The organism is Streptomyces sp. G5(2025) (assembly GCF_049542075.1).
GTDB lineage: Bacteria > Actinomycetota > Actinomycetes > Streptomycetales > Streptomycetaceae > Streptomyces.
The window spans coordinates 1,912,370-1,928,771 of record NZ_JBMUZT010000002.1 but is presented as its reverse complement, the minus strand read 5'-3'; the positions used below and the strand labels follow the sequence as shown (position 1 = coordinate 1,928,771).

The following is a 16,402-nucleotide window of genomic DNA, read 5'->3' as shown; positions in this document are numbered from 1 at the left end:
GGCGCCCAGTAGCGGGCGCTGAGGAGCAGGGCGGCGAGCCCCCGCGGCCGCTGCCCGCGCCCTCACGCCGTGACCGGGAGCCCTGCCGCCTTCCACGCCTGGAAGCCTCCGGCGAGGTCGGTCGCGTGACGCAGGCCCAACTGCCTGAGGGAAGCGGCCGCAAGGCTCGACGCGTAACCCTCGTTGCAGATCACGACGACACGCAGCTCGTGGTCCGTGGCCTCCGGAGCGCGATGGCTGCCCTGGGGGTCGAGGCGCCACTCCAGTTCGTTGCGTTCGACGACCAGGGCTCCGGGGATCAGGCCGTCGCGCTCCCTCAGCGCCGCGTACCGGATGTCGACCAGCAGGCCGCCGGTCCGGGCGATGTCGTACGCCTCCTGTGGGCCCACCCGGACGAGGTCGCTTCGTACGCGCTCCAAAAACGCGTCGATTCCGGTCGGTTGTTCGCTCACTGCCAGTCCTCCGGGCGTTCCACCGCTTCCAGGCGGAGCACCTCGCCGGCGCGGCTGTAACGCCGGATCCGGGGAAGGGGCGGGTAGTAGGCGTGTACGGAGATGGCGTGCTCGGTGGCCGATTCGTTCAGCACCTCGTGCACGTGGTGACGGCCGAAAGCGCGGCCCTCGCCGACCCCCAACTCGCGTTCACGGTCGACGCCTTCGGAGAGCTCCAGGGTCCTCCAGCCGTCGGTGGGCAGGCGCACGGCGAGCGAGTTCTCCTTGAGTGTGCCCGCAGCGGTGAGGAAGGCGCCGACCGACTCCGCGTGGTCGTGCCAGCCGGTTCCGGTGCCCGGCGGCCAGCCGATCAGCCAGGCCTCGCTGCCGCCGGGCCCCGCCAGGCGCACCCAGGTGCGGCCCTCGGGGTCGAGCGGCAGGGAGGCGATGAGCTCGGGATCGGCCGCGCTGCGGCGGACGAAGTCGAGAAGTTGGGCGGCGGTCGGAGCGGCGGAGCGTGCGGCCACGGGCTCGGTGGAGACGGAAGCGGAAGCGGAGGCGGAGGCAGAGGCGGACACAGGGGTTGGCCCATGGGTGGACGCCGAGGTGGAAACAGACACAAATACCGTCCTGAAAGTTCGCGGAAGAGCGCGCGAGCAGGCCGAGAGGCGGCGCTCAGCGCGTGGAGAAAAGATGCGAATTCAGCAGGACGGGTGACACACGCAGCCTGCGTACCGGACGAGGTCCATGTGGACCCTCCGCCACAGGCGCACATCGGTGTCGGTCACGATCCGGAGTAGACCATGGAGGCCTGGGGCGGTCAACCCCTGCTCAGTATGCGGTTGGGAGAGGTTCAAGGGGCGGCCGACTGGACTGCGCAGGCCTGCGCCCGACGCGCGTGATGCGCCCGACGCGCGTGATGCACCCGACGCGCGCGATGCGCCCGACGCATCTGACACCCCCGACGGCCCCGCGGCCAGGGCGAGCCCGGCTGACACTCGCCCGGCCGAACCGCGCCCCCGCCGTTCCCTACCTGCTCGGCCGCGCCGCGTCCTCCTCCCGGCGGCTCGTCTCCCCCTTGCCCGCCTCGCCCTGACCCGCCTGGCCTCCACGCTCACGCGCCGCCTGCCTCGGGCCGCCCACCGCCGCCTCGGCCGCCGCGTACAGCTCGGCCGGGCGCACTCCGGAGAGCGCGGTGACCAGGTGCCCGTCGGGGCGTACGAGCAGGACGGAGTGCGCCGCGGCCCCGGGATAGCTCTCCGCGACCAGCAGCTCGGCCGGGTGCGGCAGCGCCGTCACGGCGGCGGCGAGCCGCGGCATGATCCCGGCCGTCACCCAGTGCCGGCGCTCCCACACCACCGTGCCCGGCGCGACAAGGACGACGAGGAGCTGACCGCGCCCGAGCCGCTCCCGTAGCTGGACGAAGGACCCGTCAGGGGCGGTGACCTGCACGTCGGCGACAGGCGCGCCCGCCTCCGTGCCCACCGCCACCTGGGACTCGGACGGCGCGGGCGCCGGGGAGAGTCCGCGTACGACGAGGGCGCACCGAGCGGCCCGCGCCCGACATGGCCGTCCGTGAGGAGTGCGTCATGCCCGCGCGCCGACCCCGGCACGTACGAACGCAGACCTCCGCCGCCGCGCAGCACCGGGAGCGACTGGTCGGCGGCGCGCAGGCGGGTGGCCACACCGGCCCGCCGCTCGGCCTGGTAGCTGTCGAGCAGCGGATCGTGCGGGCCGTGGTGCCAGACGAGCGCCAGCTTCCACGCGAGGTTGTCCGCGTCCCGCAGCCCCTCGTCGAGCCCCTGTGTGCCGAGCGCGCCCAGCAGGTGCGCGGCGTCCCCGGCGAGGAAGGCACGGCCGACCCGCCACCGGCGGGCGAGGCGGTGGTGGACGGTGTGCACGCCCGTGTCGAGCAGCTCGTACGGCGGTGTGGAGCCCCCGCACCAGCCCGCGAGGGTCTCCCGGATCCGCAGGACGAGGGCGTCCGGCGTCACCAGCTCGCCGCGCGGCGGCAGAAGCCAGTCGATCCGCCACACCCCGCCGGCGAGCGGACGGCCCGTCACCTCTGCGCCCCCGCCGCGCCACGGAGGCATCCGATGCAACAACGCCTCGCCCGTCCATGGAAGTTCCGTGCGCAGCGCCGCCACGGCGTGTCGCTCCACCGCCGTACGACCCGGGAAGCGGATGTCCAGGAGCTTGCGCACGGTGGAGCGGGACCCGTCGCAACCCACCAGGTAACTGCCGCGCCACCATGTGTCCTTGGAGCCTCGCGAATGGGCGGTGAGCCCGGAGGCGTCCTGCTCCAGGGAGTCGAGTTTGCTCTCCGTCGAGATCTCGACGAGCCGCTCGCCGGCGATGGCCTCGCGCAGGGCGCCGGTCAGCACGTGCTGCGGCACGTGCAGCGGGGAGGGGGCCTCGTCGTCGAAAGCGAGTTCGCGCATCACCTGCTTGCGCCGCAGCGACCGCCAACTGGCCCACCGGGCGCCCGACTCCGCGTCACCGAATGAGTGACCCACGAGCCGTTCCACGAAGGCCGCGGTGTCCTCGCGGAGCACGGTCGTGCGCGCGAGGCGCTGTTCGTCCTTGCCCGGCCCTTCGTCGAGGACGACCGTGGGCACCGAGTGGCGGGCGAGCGCGAGGGCGAGCGCGAGGCCGACGGGGCCCGCGCCGACGACGATCACCGGGTCCACGGCGCGCACCCTCCGACCCGGCGGAATCCGAGGGTCCGGGCTGCCCGGAAGCGCTGGACGTACGTAGAGAAACTGGCAGTTGGAGCCCGGTGCACGATCACAGAACGTATGCAACCCACTGCTTGTGCCTGCGTCAAGCGGCGGGGGCAGCGGCGCGACCGCCGCCGACACTGTGCTGTTCGATCGTCCCATCGATCGTCAGGCCGCCAGCGGGCTGCCCAGCGATGGCACATGGGGCGGGCCGCGCTGTTTCGAACGGCCCATGGACGCTCCAATTGTCGGCACCCATTTGAGCCGATTCAAAAGAGGAGGTGTCGGCCTGCAGGCCGACACCTCCTCCTTCCGGTTCTGCGTCACCGGTGCTTGACGCTCTCAGTTCTCTTTTCTGGGCGCGCCTTCGGGAGCGTCCGAATCGAGAACCCCCGGAGCCTCGGCCGGTTCGGCGGCCGCGGCCACCACGATGCCCGTCTTGGTGCGACGCCCGCGCTTCTCGACCCAGGTGGCGAGCCCGGAGAGCGCCATGCACATCACCACATAGATCGTGCCGACGACCATGATCACCGGAACGTAGATGTACTGGCCGTTGACGAGAGTGGTGTTGGCCAGCTGCCGGGCCGCGTACAGCAGCTCCGCGTACGTGATGATGTAGCCGAGCGACGTGTCCTTCAGCGTGACCACCAGCTGGCTGATGATCGTAGGCAGCATGGACCTGACCGCCTGCGGCAGCAGGAGCATCGTCATGACCTGGGACTTGCGCAGTCCCAGCGCGTAAGCCGCCTCCACCTGGCCGCGTGGCACGGCGTTGAAGCCGGCCCGGAGGACCTCTGCCTGCACCGCGCCGTTGTAGACGGCCAGGCCGATGACTAGGGCCCAGAAGCCGTTGTTGGCCCCGACGGCGCCCAGGTCGCTCTTGTAGGTCAGGAAGAGCACCCACAGGGCGTAGATCGTGATCAGCAGCGGAATGGCACGGAACAGCTCGATGAACCCGGTGGCCAGCCAGCGGACCGGTCGGTGGTCCGACGCGCGGGCGACCGCGAGCAGCGCACCGAGCACCAAGGACAGCACGCCGGCGAGGGCGAAGACCTTCAGCGTGGTGACGATGCCGTCGCGGATGATCGTCCGCACATTGGAGTAGTTGAAGGTGTTCCACACCGCGGAGTCGAAGTGGCCACGGTCGGCGAGACGCATGACCACGACGACGGCGAGGGCGATGATGGCCGCCGTGCCGACGACGGAGTAGATGCGGTTGCGCATCCGGGCCTTGGGGCCCGGGGCGTCGTACAGGACGCTGGAGCTCATCGCGCGACCTCCAGGCTCCGCTCGAGCAGCCGGAACAGGCCACTGATGGTGAATGTGATGACGAGGTAGCCGAGCGCCACCCAGAGGAACAGCCACGCGATGGCGAAGCCCTGGTCGCTGAGGGTCTTCTGCCAGCCGAACAGTTCCGTGACGCTGAACGCGCCCGCGATGGCGGAGTTCTTCGTCAGCGCGATGAAGATGCTGCTCAACGGGGGCAGTACGGTGCGTACCGCCTGCGGCAGGATGATCGTCCCGAGCGTCTGGAAGAACGTCATCCCCAGTGAACGGGCGGCCTCCGCCTGGCCGAGGGGCACGGTGTTGATGCCGGACCGGACCGCTTCGCAGACGAACGACGAGGTGTAGACGCTGAGCACCATCAGCGCCTTGGTCCACGGATCGAAGCCGAAGTCGAAGACCTGCGGCACCGCGAACCAGATGGTGAGGAAGAGCAGCGTCAGCGGGGTGTTCCGGAACAGGGTGACCCATGCGGTGCCGAAGAACCGCAGCGGCGGTACCGGCGAGACGCGGAAACCGGCGAGCACGACGCCGAGGAGCAGCGCGAGCATGCCACTGGCCACGGTCAGCCAGATCGTGCCTATGAATCCCTCGCGGAATTCCGCCATATGGTCGAGCAGTACATTCACGGGGATGTCCTCGTGGGCGGCAGTGGTCGGGCAGGGGGAGCCGGCCCCGTAGACACCGCCTGGGTGCCCACGGGGGGCCGGTCAACTCACTGCCGGGGAGTGGAACGGGCGATCAGCTGGGTCAGTAGCGCTCAAGGGCCGGCGGCTCGGTGAACTCGGAGCCCGACAGGCCCAGCGTCGCGTCGTACGCCTTCTTGTAGTCGCCGTTCTTCTGGTGCGCCTCTACGGCGTCCGCGACCGCGTCGCGCAGCGCCTTGTCGTTCTTGCTCATGCCGATGCCGTACGGCTCCTTGGTGAACGGCTTGTCGACCACCCGCAGCGCCTTGGGCTGCTGCGCCGCGTAACCCTTGAGGATGGCGTTGTCGGTGGTGACGGCGTCAACCTCCTTGTTGATGAGCTGCTGCACGCACTCCGAGTACTTGGCCAGCTCGACGGTCTTGGCGCCGTACTTCGACTTCTTGATCTCCTGGAGCGGAGTGGAGCCGACGATGGAGCAGACCTTCTTGCCCTTCACTGAGTCCGGGCCGGTGATGCTCTTGTCGTCCTCGCGGACGAGCAGGTCCGCGCCGGCCATGAAGTACGGACCGGCGAAGCCGACCTGCTTCTTGCGTTCGTCGTTGATCGTGTAGGTACCGACGTAGAGGTCGACGTCACCCTTGGAGATGGTGGTCTCACGGACACCAGAGTCGATCGTCTTGAACTCGATCTGGTCGGCCTTGAAGCCGAGGTCCGCCGCGACCATCTTGGCGATCTCGATGTCGAAGCCGGAGCGCTTGCCGCTGCTGTCCTTGAAGCCCAGGTACGGCTGGTCGTCCTTGGCGCCGATGACGATCTTGCCGGCCTTCTGGGCCTTCTTCAGGACGTCCGAGTCGATCTTCACGTCCGACTTCACTTCGTACGTGGGCAGCTTGGGCGCGTTCTTCCCGCCGGTCGGGTCCTTCGGCTTGTCGCCGGCGGTACCCTCCTCGCCGCCACACGCGGTGGCGGTCAGTGCGAGAGCGGCGACAACGGCGGCCGTGGCGGCGGACTTACGGAACCTCATGGTGAACATCCTCTTGTTTCGACAGGAGTTGAGACGGTGCGGAAGCCTCAGTGCTTAAGGATCTTCGACAGGAAGTCCTTGGCCCGGTCACTGCGCGGGTTGCTGAAGAACTGGTCCGGCGTGGCCTGCTCGACGATCCGGCCGTCCGCCATGAAGACGACGCGGTTCGCCGCGGACCGGGCGAAGCCCATCTCGTGGGTGACGACGACCATCGTCATCCCGTCGCGGGCGAGCTGCTGCATCACCTCAAGGACCTCGTTGATCATCTCCGGGTCGAGCGCCGACGTGGGCTCGTCGAAGAGCATCACCTTGGGGTCCATCGCCAACGCGCGTGCGATCGCGACGCGTTGCTGCTGACCGCCGGAGAGCTGCGCGGGGTACTTGTCGGCCTGCGAGGCGACGCCCACGCGGTCCAGCAGACCGCGCGCCTTCGCCTCCGCCTCCGCTTTGCCGATCTTGCGCACCTTGGTCTGTCCCAGCGTCACGTTCTCGAGCACGGTCTTGTGCGCGAAAAGGTTGAAGGACTGGAAGACCATGCCCACGTCCGCACGGAGGCGGGCCAGTTCCTTGCCCTCCTGGGGCAGCGGCTTGCCGTCGATCGAGATGGCTCCCGAATCGATCGTCTCCAGGCGGTTGATGGCGCGGCACAGGGTCGACTTGCCGGACCCGGAGGGGCCGATCACCACGACGACCTCGCCACGGGCGATGGTCAGGTCGATGTCCTGGAGGACGTGCAGAGCGCCGAAGTGCTTGTTGACGTTCTTCAGCACGACCAGGTCGTCCGCCCCGGGCGGTATGGCGTCCTTGGTCACCGATACTTCGGTCACGGCTTGTTGCTCCATCCTCCTCGGTTGGGAGGACAGTAATAACCCAGTGCGACCAGCGTCATTACATCTGAGGGGAAATTGAGCATAACGATCCGGCCGCAACCGGACACACCGTGTGAAGAGGGTCCACGATGTGCGTACCGGCTGGATAACGGAACGTGTCCGTGACCCGATGCCTCTTGACGCGGTCCTTACCCATCGGCGTGGATGCCTTGTGCGCATGCGCGACTACCGGACACGACGGAATGACGGATGAACTGGAGGGGGCCCGTATGAGACTGCTTCTTGTCGAGGACGACGATCACGTGGCTGCCGCCCTCTCCGCGATCCTGTCCCGGCACGGCTTCGACGTCGTACACGCCCGGAATGGCGAGGAGGCCCTCCAAGCCCTGCTGCCCGCCGAAGCGCCCCCCTTCGGAGTGGTCCTGCTCGACCTCGGCCTGCCCGACCAGGACGGCTACGAGGTCTGCGGCAAGATCCGCAAGCGCGGCTCGACCCCGGTGATCATGGTGACGGCCCGCGCCGACGTACGCTCCCGGATACACGGCCTGAACCTCGGAGCCGACGACTACGTAGTGAAGCCGTACGACACCGGGGAACTGATCGCCCGCATCCACGCGGTCATCCGGCGCCCCCCGGCGGGCGGCGCGGCGGCCTCCGGCGACACCGAGCTGCGGCTCGGTTCCGTGCACATCGAACTGCCGACCCGCCAGGTCAGTGTGGAGGGTTCGGTTGTCCAACTGACCCGCAAGGAGTTCGACTTGCTCGCGCTCCTGGCCCAGCGCCCCGGAGTGGTGTTCCGCCGAGAACAGATCATCAGCGAAGTGTGGCGCACCAGTTGGGAAGGGACGGGCCGCACGCTGGAGGTGCACGTGGCCTCCCTGCGCTCCAAGCTGCACATGCCCGCCCTGATCGAGACGGTGCGCGGCGTCGGCTACCGCCTCGTCGCCCCGGCCACGTAGCAAGAGCGAGGACAGGTGCGCTCTCGCCTCCTACCGCTGCTGATCGTCCTCATGGCGGGCGTACTGCTCGCGCTCGGGTTCCCGCTGGCCGTCAGCGTCGCGGCGGCGCAGCAGCAGAAGGTAGTGGTCGACCGGATCGACGACACGGCGCGGTTCGCCTCCCTCGCACAGTTCGTCACCGAACGCCCCACGGGCTCCCGGGTGAGGGGCGGCACGGACGAGCGCCGCGAGACGCTACAGAACGAACTCGACGACTACTACGACGTCTACGGCATCAGAGCGGGCGTCTTCTACCGCGACGACGGCCCCATGGCGCACGCCCCGGCCTCCTGGTACCTGCCCCTCAAGGGCGACGTCCGCGAAGCCTTCCAAGAGGCCCTGCGCTCCCGTGGCAGCCACGACCCCGAGCAGGTCTGGCCGTGGCAGCGGGGCCGCCTCGCCGTCGCGTCCCCGGTGATCAGGGACGGTGACGTGATCGCCGTGGTCGTCACCGACTCTCCCACGGGACGCATGCGTTCGAAGACGCTCCAGGGCTGGCTGCTCATCGCCGCGGGTGAATCGGCCGCCATGCTCCTGGCGGTGGGTGCGGCCCTGCGCCTCACCGGCTGGGTGCTGCGCCCCGTACGGGTCCTGGACGCCACCACGCACGACATAGCGACCGGACGCCTCAAATCACGCGTCGCCGCCGCGGGCGGGCCGCCGGAACTCAGGCGCCTGGCCCGGTCGTTCAACGAGATGGCCGACAACGTCGAGGACGTGCTGGAACAGCAACGCGCCTTCGTCGCCGACGCCTCGCACCAGCTACGCAATCCCCTCTCCGCCCTGCTGCTCCGCATCGAGCTCCTCGCCCTCGAACTGCCCGAGGGCAATGAGGAGATCGCCTCCGTCCGCACCGAGGGCAAGCGCCTGGCCCAGGTCCTCGACGACCTGCTCGGCCTGGCGCTCGCCGAGCACGCCGCGGCCGACCTGAGCCTCACGGACATCGGCGAGCTGGCGGCCGAACGGGTCGCCTCCTGGCGGCCGCTCGCCGACGAGCGGGGCGTACGGCTGACGGGCGACTGCCCGGCGACCACCGGCTGGGCCGACCCGGTCGCCCTCTCCAGCGCTCTGGACGCGGTGATCGACAACGCCCTGAAGTTCACCCCCGAGGGAGGGCCGGTCAACGTGAGGGTCTCCTCCAGCAACGGAACGGCGACCGTGGTGGTCACCGACGGCGGACCCGGCCTCACCGACGACGAGCTGGCACGCGTCGGCGACCGCTTCTGGCGCAGCAACCGCCATCAGAACGTGCAGGGCTCCGGCCTCGGCCTGTCCATCTCGCGGGCCCTGCTCACGGCCGGAGGCGGCTCCATCGCGTACGAGCGGAACGAACCGCAGGGACTGAGGGTCACCGTCAGCGTCCCCCGCAGTGAGCCGTCAGCGGCCTCCTGAGGGCCGCTGACAGCGCTCGCAGGGCCTCATGGTTTGACCGAGCGGTAGTAGCGGCGCGCCCCGTCGTGCAGCGGGAGGGGGTCGGTGAACAGCGCGGTCCGCAGATCGACCAGCTGGGCCGCGTGCACCTCATCGCCGATGTGGTCGCGGCTGTCAATGACGGTGCGGGTCAGCCCGGCGGTCAGGTCGGCATCGGCCCGGGCGGTCGTGACCAGGAGGTTCGCGACCGCCAGGGTGGGCACGGCGGAGCCCTGCTGGGCGAGGGGATAGGCGTCCGCCGGCATCGTCGCGGCCCGGTAGTACCGCGAGGCGCCGCCCTGCCTGTGCAGCTTCTCGACGAGGTAACCGAGCTCGACGAGGCGGATGCCCATGTCCTTGGAGAGCGTGCGCACGGAGGTGGTCGGCAGCCCGCCCGACCAGAAGAAGGCATCGATGGATCGGCTCTGCAGCAGGTCCGGCATGGTGTCGATGCCCGCGGACACCGGCTCGATGTCCGTGCCCGGGTCGAGACCCGCGGCGTCGAGCACCCTGTCCGCTATCAGTCGCACCCCCGAGTGCTCCTGCCCGACCGCGACCCGCTTGTCCCGCAGATCCTCCACGGAGTGGATGTCGGAGCCCCGGGGCACCACAAGCTGGACGTAGTCGTCGTACAGGCGTGCGCAGCCCCTCAGGCGATCAGCCCCGGGCGCGCCCTCAAGGCGGTACTTCTCGACCGCGTCGGCCGCCGCGATGGTGAAATCGGCCTCCCCGGTGGCCACCCGCTCGATGTTCTGCGGTGACCCCTGGCTGTTGAGGAGATCCACCTCCACCTTCGGCATGTCCTGGGAGATCGCCGTGCGCAGAAGCTTGCCGTACCGCTCGTACACGCCGTTCCGCACGCCCGTGCTGAACTCGATGCGGCCGCTCGGAGAGTCCTCGCCCACGGGAAGCAGCCACCACAACAGCAGCCCGAGCACCACGAACGCCGCGGCCGAGCCCTGAAGGGCACGGCGTCTGCCGATGTGGGGGAGGACCTGGAGCATGCGCGCGATCCTGCCAGGCCGCTCACGGTGATGACCAGGGGCGAGGTCACACCACACCCCTTCCGCAAGCCCTCTCCCCTCTCTGAGGGCCGTCTCTGGGGAGCCCGGGTCGCAATCCGCGGGCACGCGCGCGTGGCGACCCCGTACTCTGGTGGGCGAGATGAGCGCGAAGACTTACGAGGTGCGCACCTACGGGTGCCAGATGAACGTCCATGACTCCGAGCGGCTCTCCGGGCTGCTGGAGGACGCCGGCTACGAGCGTGCGCCCGAAGGAGCCGACGGCGACGCCGACGTCGTCGTCTTCAACACGTGCGCCGTGCGCGAGAACGCCGACAACCGTCTGTACGGCAATCTCGGCCGCCTGGCCCCGATGAAGACCAAGCGTCCCGGGATGCAGATCGCCGTCGGCGGCTGCCTCGCCCAGAAGGACCGCGACACCATCGTCAAGAAGGCGCCCTGGGTCGACGTCGTCTTCGGCACGCACAACATCGGCAAGCTGCCGGTCCTCCTGGAGCGCGCCCGCGTCCAGGAAGAGGCGCAGGTCGAGATCGCCGAGTCGCTCGAAGCCTTTCCGTCCACGCTGCCGACCCGCCGCGAGAGCGCGTACGCCGCGTGGGTCTCCATCTCCGTCGGCTGCAACAACACCTGCACCTTCTGCATCGTCCCCGCCCTGCGCGGCAAGGAGAAGGACCGCAGGACCGGCGACATCCTCGCGGAGATCGAGGCGCTCGTCGGCGAGGGCGTCTCCGAGATCACCCTCCTCGGACAGAACGTGAACGCGTACGGCTCCGACATCGGCGACCGTGAGGCCTTCAGCAAGCTGCTGCGCGCCTGCGGGAAGATCGAGGGCCTGGAGCGCGTGCGCTTCACCTCCCCGCACCCGCGCGACTTCACCGACGACGTGATCGCCGCGATGGCCGAGACGCCGAACGTGATGCCGCAGCTCCATATGCCGCTCCAGTCCGGATCGGACCCCGTCCTGAAGGCGATGCGCCGCTCGTACCGCCAGGACCGCTTCCTGGGGATCATCGAGAAGGTCCGCGCCGCCATGCCGGACGCGGCGATCTCCACCGACATCATCGTGGGCTTCCCCGGCGAGACCGAGGAGGACTTCGAGCAGACGATGCACGTGGTCCGCGAGGCCCGCTTCGCCAACGCGTTCACCTTCCAGTACTCCAAGCGCCCCGGGACCCCGGCCGCGACCATGGAGGGACAGATCCCCAAGGAGGTCGTCCAGTCGCGCTACGAGCGTCTGGTGGCCCTCCAGGAGGAGATCTCCTGGGAGGAGAACAAGAAGCAGGTCGGCCGCACGCTGGAGCTGATGGTCGCGGAGGGCGAGGGCCGCAAGGACGGTGCCACGCACCGCCTCTCCGGCCGCGCCCCCGACAACCGCCTGGTGCACTTCACCAAGCCGGACACCGAGGTGCGTCCCGGTGACGTCGTGACCGTCGAGATCACCTACGCCGCCCCGCACCACCTGCTCGCCGAGGGTGCCGTCCTGAATGTGCGTCCCACGCGCGCGGGCGACGCCTGGGAGAAGCGCAACACCGAGGCGGCCGCGAAGCCCGCGGGCGTCATGCTGGGCCTGCCGAAGATCGGCGCTCCCGCGCCGCTGCCGGTGGCGACGGGAAGCGGCTGCGGCTGCGACTGACCTGAGGCGCGGGGCCGTCGTCGGCGGGGTCGTCGACGACGGGAGTCGCCGACTGCGGGACGGGGGCGGTGACTCGGGACCGGTCTCCCAGCAGGCGCGTTACGCTGCGGATCATGCTTGTCGCCGCTGCCGTGTGCCCTTGTCCGCCTCTGCTCGTCCCCGACGTCGCCGCAGGCGCCGCTCCCGAGTTGGACGCCGCGCGCGCGGCGTGCACGGACGCCATCGGGGTCCTCGCGGCCGCCAGACCCGACCGGCTCGTGGTGGTGGGCCCCGCGGGCCCCAGTGCGCGCGGGCCGCATCCGCAGGGAGCGCGCGGGTCCTTCCGGGGCTTCGGAGTCGATCTCGACGTCCGGCTCGGTTCGGCCCAGGGCGAGGCCGACGCCAACAGCCGTGCCGATGCCGAGGCGGCGGAATGTGTGCTTCCGCCGTCGCTCGCGGTGGCCGCCTGGCTACTCACGCGTATCCGCTGGTCGACTGCTCCCCTGGAAGGCTTGGGCGTGGGGGAACCACTTGCCGCCGAGCGGTGTATTGAAGTCGGAGGGGAGATCGCGGCGCGGGCGGACCGCGTGGCACTGCTGGTGATGGGCGACGCCAGCGCGTGCCGCACGCTGAAGGCGCCGGGCTACCTCGACGAGCGGGCGGCCGGCTTTGACGCGGAGGTCGGGCGGGCCCTCGGCGCGGCCGACGTGGCGGCACTGAAGGCGCTGGACGCCGAGCTCGCGCACGAACTGAAGGCGGCGGGCCGCGCCCCGTGGCAGGTGCTCGCCGGGGCGGCCGACGGAGCGGCGCTGAGCGGCGAGCTGCTCTATGAGGACGCGCCGTACGGCGTCGGTTATCTGGTGGCCGCCTGGTCCTAGCGACCGGCAGCCTGGCTACCGGCGGGCCCCAGCGACCAGCGGGCTCTGTCGGCCCGCGCCCAGGACCTCAGCGGCCCCCCGGTGGCCCCCGGGCGGCCGGCCGTGGATCGGTCCCTGTGACACGGCGACGGCCGTGAAGCGGGCTGCTTCACGGCCGTCCGCCGTTGCGATGCGGGTCAGGGAGCCGGAGGGGGCGTCGGAGGCGTCGACGGCGGCGGAGTGGTGCTGCCGCCGTCGTCCTTGTCCTTGCCCTGGTCCTGCGCGGCCAAGCGGTCGACGGCGTGCTTGGCCTTGCCCGTGCCCGCCTGGATCTTGTCGCTGTACTTGCCCTTGGTCTTCTCGTCGACCACCTTCGCGGCCTTCTCCAGACCATGGTCGATCTTGTCCCCGTGCTGCTGCGCGAGGTTCGAGACCTTGTCCTTGGCAGGGGCGAGCTTGGTTTTCATGCGGTCCAGGAAGCCCATGGGTTCACCTTCCCTCGCTGGGAGCTGTGGGGAGCTACTTTCGGGCGCCCTCACCGGCCTCGGTGTCGGCCGCCTTCTCGGCGGACTGCTGCTTGGGGATGTCCACGGCCTCTGCCGCGGCCGCCTCGGGGGCCTCTGCGGGCTTGTCCTCGGCGGCGCTCTTCGCGTCCGTGTCGGCCTCGGCAACGGGCTTCGGATCGGTCGTGGCGGGGGAGGCCTCGGCGGTCGCCTCGGTCTTCTCCGGCTCAGCCGTCACTGTGGCGGCTGCCGCCTCGGACGTCTTCGTTTCGTCGTCCTTGGCCTTCCGGCGGAACCTTGCAAAAACGCCCATATCTACTCCATACGTTACTCGTGTGGGCGAAATCCCGCGCCGCCCGGTGCGGCACATTGCGTCGCCCGGGTCGTCGGTCCTCAAAACCGGCGGCCGGAACCTCGCAACAGGCAACGACCTGGAAGCCGTGCCGTCACGTAGCTCGTTCGGGAAGTGCGTGCGAGGTTTGCGAGACTGGGGCGGTGAGTAGTGCAGCTCCCGCCCCGCGGGTCATCGCCGTTGTCGGTCCCACTGCGGCCGGAAAGTCCGATCTGGGCGTTTTCCTCGCCCAGCGTCTCGGCGGCGAAGTCGTCAACGCCGACTCCATGCAGCTCTACCGAGGGATGGATATCGGCACCGCCAAGCTGACGCCCGAAGAGCGTGACGGAGTTCCCCACCACCTTTTGGACATCTGGGACATCACGGAGGCGGCCAGCGTCGCTGAATACCAGAAGCTGGCCCGCGCGCACATCGACCGCCTCCTCGCCGAAGGGCGCTGGCCGATCCTCGTCGGCGGCTCAGGGCTGTACGTCAGGGGTGCCGTCGACCACCTGGAGTTCCCCGGCACCGACCCCGCCGTACGGGCCCGCCTGGAGGAGGAGCTGGCCCTGCGTGGCCCCGGAGCGCTGCACGCCCGGCTCGCCGCCGCCGACCCGGGTGCCGCCCAGGCGATCCTGCCGAGCAACGGCCGCAGGATCGTCCGCGCCCTGGAGGTCATCGAGATCACCGGCAAGCCCTTCACCGCCAACCTCCCGAGGCACGAGTCCGTGTACGACACGGTCCAGATCGGCGTCGACGTCGCCCGCCCCGAACTCGACGAGCGCATCGCCACGCGCGTGGACCGCATGTGGGACGCGGGCCTGGTCGACGAGGTACGCGCGCTGGAGGCACGAGGGCTGCGCGAGGGACTCACGGCGTCGCGCGCGCTCGGCTACCAGCAGGTGCTCGCCGCGCTCGCGGGAGAGTGCACCGAGGAGGAGGCGCGCGCCGAGACAGTGCGCGCCACCAAACGTTTCGCGCGCCGTCAGGACTCGTGGTTCCGGCGCGACCCGCGGGTGAACTGGCTCAGCGGGGCCGTGGCCGATCGTGCGGAACTCCCGGCACTCGCACTGGCGTTGGTCGAACGACCGGTCACAGCCTGATCACGTGATGGCATCGGGACGCTCCGGCGGTCATCCGGGCACCTGACGCCGTGCCATCATCGACCATCGATCGACCAGTGAAGTCCGAAGTGGGAGGGCGCGTGGCGATGGAGGCCGGCCCTCGAGACACCGCGCATGACGGCGGAGAGCAGCTGAGTCCCGACGGTCCCGACGAGGCGCCGGGAGGCGTCACGGACGACGGTCCCGGCCCGGACGAGATGGCCGCGGAGGCCGAGGTCGAGGTCGAGCTGCGCCCGCAGCGTCGCCTGCGCATCTGGCAGCTCGCGCCCATCGTGATCCTCGCCGCGGTCGGCTCCCTGATGTTCGCCTTCCCGCTCGCCTTCGAGTTCGGTGACGGCGGCGCGGTGGTCGCCATGCTGGGACTGCTGATCAGCTGCTGTGCGGCCGGCTGGGGAATGATGGCTGCCCGCCGGGTGGGGCACACCTGGCCGGGGCTACCGGAGCGCGGCTCCGGACGCCGCCCGGACTGGCGGGTCGTCTCCGCGTACGCCCTGCTGTTCCTCGGCGCCGCCGTCCTCGCGGTGTGGCGGGTGGCCCGGCTGCGCTGAGGCCGCCGCCGGCAGCTTGCGGGCACCGCGCCGACCGAGTGTCGTACCCACACCGTACGATCGAGGAATGAGCACGCGGATCGCCTTCCTCAAGGGGCACGGGACCGAGAACGACTTCGTGATCATCCCGGACCCCGGCAACGCCATCGAGCTGCCCCCGGCCGCCGTCGCCGCCCTGTGCGACCGCCGGGCGGGCATCGGTGGCGACGGCCTCCTGCACGTCGTGCGCTCCGCCGCCCACCCCGAGGCCCGCCACCTCGCGGATCAGGCCGAGTGGTTCATGGACTACCGCAATGGCGACGGATCGATCGCCGAGATGTGCGGCAACGGAGTGCGCGTCTTCGCCCGGTACCTCCAGCACGCGGGACACATCGACGCGGGCGACCTGGTGGTGGCCACCCGGGGCGGCGTGAAGACCGTGCACATCGCCAAGGCGGAATCCGGCGGCGAGATCACCGTGGGAATGGGCAAGGCGCGCCTCTCCGGAGACGACGTCACGGTCTCGGTCGACGACCACAAGTGGCCCGCGCTCAATGTGAACATGGGCAACCCCCACGCGGTCGCCTTCGTGGACGACCTCTCCGAAGCCGGCCATCTCTACGCCCCGCCGCTCTACAGCCCCGCTGGTGCCTACCCGGACGGGGTGAACGTCGAATTCGTCGTCGACCGCGGCCCGCGGCACGTCGCCATGCGCGTGCACGAGCGCGGCGCGGGGGAGACCCGCTCATGCGGCACCGGCACGTGCGCCGTGGCCGTGGCCGCCGCCCGCAGGGACGGCGTGGACCCGGCCGCCACCGGCGCCCCGGTCACGTACACCGTCGACGTGCTCGGCGGGCGCCTGGTGATCACTGAGCGGCCCGACGGCGAGATCGAGATGACCGGTCCCGCCGTCATCGTCGCCGAAGGCGAGTTCACGTCCGAATGGCTCGAAACGGCGAGCGCATGAACTGTCGCTCGAATGGGTGATCCGTTTCACGCTCGGCGAGAGGCGGTCAGTGCCACGTGATGGGCTCGGTAGCATCAAGCACCGGCCCGGACGGAGTACGCCACCGTCCGTCCAC

17 protein-coding genes and 1 pseudogene are annotated in these 16,402 nt (G+C 70.1%); 7 read left to right on the top strand and 11 right to left on the bottom strand.

Annotated elements, in window-relative coordinates:
- Positions 1–62 precede the first annotated feature (62 nt).
- From ACOBQB_RS08695 to ACOBQB_RS08660, 8 genes and pseudogenes are all read right to left on the bottom strand, one after another.
- Positions 63–458 carry a rhodanese-like domain-containing protein gene (locus ACOBQB_RS08695; protein WP_423590497.1) on the bottom strand — a complete coding sequence of 132 codons (396 nt, stop codon included), beginning with the start codon at positions 456–458 and terminating at the stop codon, positions 63–65.
- A complete protein-coding gene (locus ACOBQB_RS08690; protein WP_423590110.1) occupies positions 449–1,009 on the bottom strand; it encodes a cysteine dioxygenase in 561 nt (186 codons plus the stop codon). Before ACOBQB_RS08690 ends, ACOBQB_RS08695 begins: the two co-directional genes overlap by 10 nt.
- Positions 1,010–1,132: 123 nt before the next feature.
- A complete protein-coding gene (locus ACOBQB_RS08685; protein ID WP_327084869.1) occupies positions 1,133–1,204 on the bottom strand; it encodes a putative leader peptide in 72 nt (23 codons plus the stop codon).
- 256 nt (positions 1,205–1,460) lie between these two features.
- Positions 1,461–3,121, bottom strand: a pseudogene (locus ACOBQB_RS08680) (FAD-dependent monooxygenase).
- A gap of 372 nt (positions 3,122–3,493) precedes the next feature.
- Complete coding sequence (locus ACOBQB_RS08675) at positions 3,494–4,420, bottom strand: amino acid ABC transporter permease (protein ID WP_423590108.1); 927 nt, start codon at positions 4,418–4,420, stop codon at positions 3,494–3,496.
- Positions 4,417–5,064, bottom strand: coding sequence for an amino acid ABC transporter permease (locus ACOBQB_RS08670; RefSeq protein ID WP_423590106.1), 648 nt, complete (start codon positions 5,062–5,064; stop codon positions 4,417–4,419). Before ACOBQB_RS08670 ends, ACOBQB_RS08675 begins: the two co-directional genes overlap by 4 nt.
- A 121-nt stretch (positions 5,065–5,185) precedes the next feature.
- On the bottom strand, positions 5,186–6,106 hold the full coding sequence (locus tag ACOBQB_RS08665) for a glutamate ABC transporter substrate-binding protein (RefSeq protein WP_423590104.1): 921 nt from the start codon (positions 6,104–6,106) through the stop codon (positions 5,186–5,188).
- 47 nt (positions 6,107–6,153) lie between these two features.
- Positions 6,154–6,933, bottom strand: coding sequence for an amino acid ABC transporter ATP-binding protein (locus ACOBQB_RS08660; RefSeq protein WP_423590102.1), 780 nt, complete (start codon positions 6,931–6,933; stop codon positions 6,154–6,156).
- Between the two features lie 272 nt (positions 6,934–7,205).
- Here ACOBQB_RS08660 and ACOBQB_RS08655 point away from each other — a divergent pair, with 272 nt between their 5' ends.
- Together ACOBQB_RS08655 and ACOBQB_RS08650 are read left to right on the top strand one after the other, a co-directional pair.
- The gene (locus ACOBQB_RS08655) at positions 7,206–7,895 is read left to right on the top strand and encodes a response regulator transcription factor (RefSeq protein WP_423590100.1); all 690 of its coding nucleotides are present in this window, start codon (positions 7,206–7,208) and stop codon (positions 7,893–7,895) included.
- A gap of 15 nt (positions 7,896–7,910) precedes the next feature.
- Complete coding sequence (locus tag ACOBQB_RS08650; RefSeq protein ID WP_423590098.1) at positions 7,911–9,326, top strand: sensor histidine kinase; 1,416 nt, start codon at positions 7,911–7,913, stop codon at positions 9,324–9,326.
- 26 nt (positions 9,327–9,352) lie between these two features.
- Here ACOBQB_RS08650 and ACOBQB_RS08645 read toward each other — a convergent pair whose 3' ends face one another.
- The gene (locus tag ACOBQB_RS08645; protein WP_423590096.1) at positions 9,353–10,348 is read right to left on the bottom strand and encodes a TAXI family TRAP transporter solute-binding subunit; all 996 of its coding nucleotides are present in this window, start codon (positions 10,346–10,348) and stop codon (positions 9,353–9,355) included.
- A gap of 160 nt (positions 10,349–10,508) precedes the next feature.
- On the opposite strand from ACOBQB_RS08645, the gene miaB reads away from it, so the two are divergent.
- Together miaB and ACOBQB_RS08635 are read left to right on the top strand one after the other, a co-directional pair.
- Complete coding sequence (gene miaB / locus ACOBQB_RS08640; protein WP_399930502.1) at positions 10,509–11,999, top strand: tRNA (N6-isopentenyl adenosine(37)-C2)-methylthiotransferase MiaB; 1,491 nt, start codon at positions 10,509–10,511, stop codon at positions 11,997–11,999.
- A 113-nt stretch (positions 12,000–12,112) separates the two neighbouring features.
- Positions 12,113–12,856 (top strand): class III extradiol dioxygenase subunit B-like domain-containing protein, encoded by a 744-nt coding sequence (locus tag ACOBQB_RS08635; protein WP_423590094.1) that lies wholly within the window; start codon positions 12,113–12,115, stop codon positions 12,854–12,856.
- 176 nt (positions 12,857–13,032) lie between these two features.
- Here ACOBQB_RS08635 and ACOBQB_RS08630 read toward each other — a convergent pair whose 3' ends face one another.
- Both ACOBQB_RS08630 and ACOBQB_RS08625 read right to left on the bottom strand, forming a co-directional pair.
- Positions 13,033–13,320: an antitoxin gene (locus tag ACOBQB_RS08630; RefSeq protein ID WP_423590092.1), complete on the bottom strand. Its 288-nt coding sequence runs from the start codon at positions 13,318–13,320 to the stop codon at positions 13,033–13,035.
- 34 nt (positions 13,321–13,354) lie between these two features.
- On the bottom strand, positions 13,355–13,651 hold the full coding sequence (locus ACOBQB_RS08625) for a hypothetical protein (RefSeq protein ID WP_423590090.1): 297 nt from the start codon (positions 13,649–13,651) through the stop codon (positions 13,355–13,357).
- Positions 13,652–13,833: 182 nt separating this feature from the next.
- Here ACOBQB_RS08625 and miaA point away from each other — a divergent pair, with 182 nt between their 5' ends.
- From miaA to dapF, 3 genes are all read left to right on the top strand, one after another.
- Entirely contained in the window at positions 13,834–14,772 is a 939-nt protein-coding gene (miaA, locus tag ACOBQB_RS08620; RefSeq protein ID WP_423590089.1) for a tRNA (adenosine(37)-N6)-dimethylallyltransferase MiaA, read from the top strand.
- A gap of 107 nt (positions 14,773–14,879) precedes the next feature.
- Positions 14,880–15,341 carry a hypothetical protein gene (locus ACOBQB_RS08615; RefSeq protein ID WP_423590495.1) on the top strand — a complete coding sequence of 154 codons (462 nt, stop codon included), beginning with the start codon at positions 14,880–14,882 and terminating at the stop codon, positions 15,339–15,341.
- Positions 15,342–15,408: 67 nt separating this feature from the next.
- Positions 15,409–16,287, top strand: a complete 879-nt coding sequence (gene dapF, locus ACOBQB_RS08610) for a diaminopimelate epimerase (protein WP_423590088.1) — start codon at positions 15,409–15,411, stop codon at positions 16,285–16,287.
- Positions 16,288–16,402 lie beyond the last annotated feature (115 nt).

Excerpts from the sequence above, each read along its gene's own strand:
- ACOBQB_RS08675 (WP_423590108.1), bottom strand. The coding sequence starts at position 4,420 with ATGAGCTCCAGCGTCCTGTACGACGCCCCGGGCCCCAAGGCCCGGATG.
- ACOBQB_RS08665 (WP_423590104.1), bottom strand. The coding sequence starts at position 6,106 with ATGAGGTTCCGTAAGTCCGCCGCCACGGCCGCCGTTGTCGCCGCTCTC.
- ACOBQB_RS08655 (WP_423590100.1), top strand. The coding sequence starts at position 7,206 with ATGAGACTGCTTCTTGTCGAGGACGACGATCACGTGGCTGCCGCCCTC.
- ACOBQB_RS08645 (WP_423590096.1), bottom strand. The coding sequence starts at position 10,348 with ATGCTCCAGGTCCTCCCCCACATCGGCAGACGCCGTGCCCTTCAGGGC.
- miaB (WP_399930502.1), top strand. The coding sequence starts at position 10,509 with ATGAGCGCGAAGACTTACGAGGTGCGCACCTACGGGTGCCAGATGAAC.
- ACOBQB_RS08635 (WP_423590094.1), top strand. The coding sequence starts at position 12,113 with ATGCTTGTCGCCGCTGCCGTGTGCCCTTGTCCGCCTCTGCTCGTCCCC.
- ACOBQB_RS08630 (WP_423590092.1), bottom strand. The coding sequence starts at position 13,320 with ATGGGCTTCCTGGACCGCATGAAAACCAAGCTCGCCCCTGCCAAGGAC.
- ACOBQB_RS08625 (WP_423590090.1), bottom strand. The coding sequence starts at position 13,651 with ATGGGCGTTTTTGCAAGGTTCCGCCGGAAGGCCAAGGACGACGAAACG.
- ACOBQB_RS08615 (WP_423590495.1), top strand. The coding sequence starts at position 14,880 with ATGGAGGCCGGCCCTCGAGACACCGCGCATGACGGCGGAGAGCAGCTG.
- dapF (WP_423590088.1), top strand. The coding sequence starts at position 15,409 with ATGAGCACGCGGATCGCCTTCCTCAAGGGGCACGGGACCGAGAACGAC.